Here is a 3,836-nt window from a genome sequence, read left to right on the forward strand (position 1 = left end):
ATCCCTTGATTTAGGGGATATTGACAAACCTTACAGCTATTCGGGCTATATAAAACCTGAAATTTATTATATTGACGACAAGGAAAAATATACGAAATTTAAAAGTGAGCTTAATTTTGAGGGTGATTATAAAAGGGACAAATGGTATTTCAAAGGAAACTGGAGCGGGTATTACACAACCGACAAATACGACACTTCAACATACGGCATAATTAACGAACTTTACGTTAAATACGGGGATGTGAATAAAAATATCACAATCGGAAAAGAGCTTTTGAAATGGGGTAAAGGTTATGCTTACAGTGCTGTTAGTTTCTTTACGCGTCCGAAAAGCCCTCTTTATCCGGAAGATCTCAAACAGGGCTATGAACTTGTTCATTTAAAAACAATAGACACACTAAACGGCAGTATTAAAAACTATTCCCTTGATTTGATTTATATGCCTTCAAACGGCGCATTAAATTCCGATTTACAAAAATCACAAAATTGGGGTGCTAAGCTTTATATGCTTTATAAAGATATTGATATTGACTTTATGTTTGAAAAAAGTAATGTATATCCCGACAGATACGGGGCCGATTTTTCCTTTAATTTGATGACGGAACTTGAAATGCACGGGGAATATGGCTTTGATGAAAAAAGCGAAAATTCATACCTTTTAGGGTTTAAATACGCAAGCGGGTATGATTTCAGTGTTACGGGGGAATGGTATAAAGACTGGAATAAAAACAAGTTCGCATATACTAAAATCTCAAAAAAAGATTTTTATATTGACTATCTTACGGCTTATGTTACCGGAATAAGAAACTATACCCAAAATATGAATTCTCTGTTAATCGGAGGAAGCTACGATTTTAAAAACAATTTTGTTTTAACCGCGGAATATCTTACTTCTACCAAACAAAAACAGACTAAATTCTCTCTTAGCTACTATTTTTAATCTTCTTTTTGTTATAATCAAAACAAAAACGGAGAGCTGAATGATAAAAAATTATGACGAATATAAAAAAGCCGCTCAGACCCTTAAAAAATGGGCATATTATTATTATGTTTTGGATAACCCTTTAGTTACGGACGAGGAATACGACAAGCTTTACCATGAAGTTGAAGAGTATGAAAAAGCCCATCCTGAGGAAATTGATCCGTCATCACCTACACAAAGGGTCGGTGACGTTGTGCTGGAAGGCTTTGAAAAGGCAAAACATTTAAGCCGTATGTGGTCTATGGAGGATGTGTTTAACGAAAACGACTTTTTAGACTGGGTCTCAAGGGTCAAAAGAATACTCGGACACAGCGATTTCAGTTTTTATATCGAGCCAAAATTCGACGGGGCGAGTTTGAATCTGGTATATGAAAACGGCAGACTTATAAGAGCAGAAACGAGAGGTGACGGCGAAATAGGCGAAGATGTTACGCTAAATGCAAAAACAATCAATTCAATTCCCCTTGAAATTAAGGAAAAATCTCTTATCGAAATAAGGGGTGAGGTTGTTATTAAGAAAAAAGATTTTGACAAATTAAATGAAGAGAGAGTAAAAAAAGGCGAACCTACGTTTGCCAATCCGAGAAACGCCGCGGCGGGGAGCCTCAGACAGCTTGATCCTAAAATTACAGCAAGCAGACCGCTAATTTTTTATCCATGGGGTGTTGGTGTCAGTTCTTTAAGTTATGAAAAATACAGCGAACTTATGGATTACATATATTCTCTCGGGTTTAAAGAACCTCCTAAAAGAGGCGTATGTAAAGATATTCCTTGCGTTGAAAAAAAATATGAAGAGTTTGTGGAACTCAGGGATAATTTTGAAGTTATGCTTGACGGGATGGTTGTAAAAATAGATGAAATAAAATATCACGATATCTTAGGCTATACGCAAAAATATCCGAGATGGATGGTTGCATATAAGTTCCCGGCCGTTGAAAAAGAGACAATTATAGAAGATGTTGTCGTTCAGGTGGGAAGAACCGGGGTATTAACGCCTGTTGCAGTGCTGAAACCTGTTGAAATAGGCGGTGTTATAGTTGAGAGGGCGACCCTTCACAATTTTGACGAAATTGAGAGAATGGATATAAGAATAGGGGATCATGTAATAGTTATAAGAAGCGGGGATGTGATACCTAAAATTACGAAAGTTTTGTATCATAAAAGAAAAAATTTTATTGATTATTTTTTTAAAATCATTAATAATCGTAATTATAAAAATAAAAAATTAAGAGATATAAAAAAATTAATTAAAGAGAATAAAAAAGAGAATAAAATAAGAAAAATAGTAAGAATTTTAAATAATACAAGGAAATGGAATGACCTAGAATATATTAAAAAACTAGTGAATATGTTTAAAAGTTCTTTTAAGAAAATATATATTCAAAAGCTGATACCTCGCCCTACAAACTGTCCCGTATGCGGTGCGGAAGTGCTGGACGAGGGTGCGCTTATTAAGTGTCAGAATCTCTCATGTCCCGCGAGGGTTGTCAATACGATTATCTATTTTGCAAGCAAAAACTGCCTTGATATAGAGGGGCTCGGTGAAAGTGTGGCGAAATTGCTTTACGAACACGGACTTGTAAAAGATATTACGGATATATTTAAATTAAAAGTAGAAGATTTGGAAAAACTGCCCCTGTTTGCAAGGAAAAAAGCCCAAAACCTCGTAAACGCGATAAAAAGCAGAGTGGGGGTTGAGTGCTGGAGGTTTGTAAACGCGCTCGGAATTGAGCATATAGGGGAAGTGGCGAGTAAAAAAATATGTGAAAAATTCGGCGTGGAATTTTACAAACACGACCCTGAGGAATTTGAAGAAATAGAAGGTTTCGGGCCTGAAATGGTAAAATCCATTGCCGAATACGTAAGGGTTAACAGAGAAAAAATTGAAAAGCTCATTGAAATATTAAAACCTAAAAACCCTGAAAAAAAAGAGATTAAACAAACACCGTTTAGCGGTAAAACTATTGTACTTACAGGGACAATGAGCAAACCGAGAAGTGAAATTAAAAAAATCTTGGAAGATTTGGGTGCGAAAGTGACAAACAGCGTAAGTAAAAAAACGGATTTCGTAATTTACGGAGAAGATCCGGGAAGCAAATACGAAAAAGCCGAAAAACTGGGAGTTACTTTACTTAAAGAAGATGAAATGTGGGAAATGATAGAGAGCTAATTTAAAAATACTATAAAAATTTGTTATAATTAAATAAAAAAAGGCTTTAAATGCAGGCTGTATTCGATATGTATATAGAAGAGTTTGACGATAAATTTTTTGAAATTTTAAAAACTAAATTTAAAAATGCAAAAATGAAAATAATTATTAAAGAGGATGAAACCGAATATTTGTTGAACAATGATGCAAACAAAGAGTTTTTGCTTAATTCTATAAAAGAACTTTCTGAAAATAAAATAGTGGAATTGAAAGATATTTGATGATAGTTTTTACGAAATCATGTTTTGAAAATTATCTTTATTGGGAACAGAATGATAAAAAAACATTTAAAAAGATAAACGCTCTTATTAAAGAATGTTTGAGAAGTCCTTTTGCAGGACGCGGTAAACCTGAACCGTTAAAAAACGAGCTTTCAGGTTTTTGGTCAAGACGGATAGACAGTGAACACAGATTGGTTTACAAATACGAAAATGAAGGATTATATATAATTTCTGTTAGATACCATTATAAAAAAGGAAAATAATGCCGACTAAAACGGTTGTTAAAGACGATGTTGAAATAATTATGCCCAAACTTTACAAAGTGATGCTTTTAAATGACGATTATACGACGTTTGATTTTGTTATAGAAGTTTTAAAAACCGTATTTCATAAAAATGAAGACGAGGCTGTCGCTCTTACGCTT

4 protein-coding genes and 1 pseudogene are annotated in these 3,836 nt (G+C 34.1%); all 5 read left to right on the top strand.

Annotated elements, in window-relative coordinates; genetic code table 11:
• Positions 1-940, top strand: a pseudogene (locus ACXJIE_RS02645) (hypothetical protein); the annotation flags it as partial.
• 40 nt (positions 941-980) lie between these two features.
• On the top strand, positions 981-3,152 hold the full coding sequence (gene ligA / locus ACXJIE_RS02650) for an NAD-dependent DNA ligase LigA (protein WP_456479429.1): 2,172 nt from the start codon (positions 981-983) through the stop codon (positions 3,150-3,152).
• 50 nt (positions 3,153-3,202) lie between these two features.
• Positions 3,203-3,412 (top strand): hypothetical protein, encoded by a 210-nt coding sequence (locus tag ACXJIE_RS02655; protein ID WP_456479430.1) that lies wholly within the window; start codon positions 3,203-3,205, stop codon positions 3,410-3,412.
• The gene (locus ACXJIE_RS02660) at positions 3,412-3,675 is read left to right on the top strand and encodes a Txe/YoeB family addiction module toxin (RefSeq protein WP_456479431.1); all 264 of its coding nucleotides are present in this window, start codon (positions 3,412-3,414) and stop codon (positions 3,673-3,675) included. The genes ACXJIE_RS02655 and ACXJIE_RS02660 overlap by 1 nt, the downstream gene beginning before the upstream one ends.
• Before the next feature lie 41 nt (positions 3,676-3,716).
• Positions 3,717-3,836 (top strand): ATP-dependent Clp protease adaptor ClpS (locus ACXJIE_RS02665; RefSeq protein ID WP_456479432.1); only part of this gene is annotated, 120 nt, incomplete at its 3' end.

The organism is Nautilia sp. (assembly GCF_053994455.1).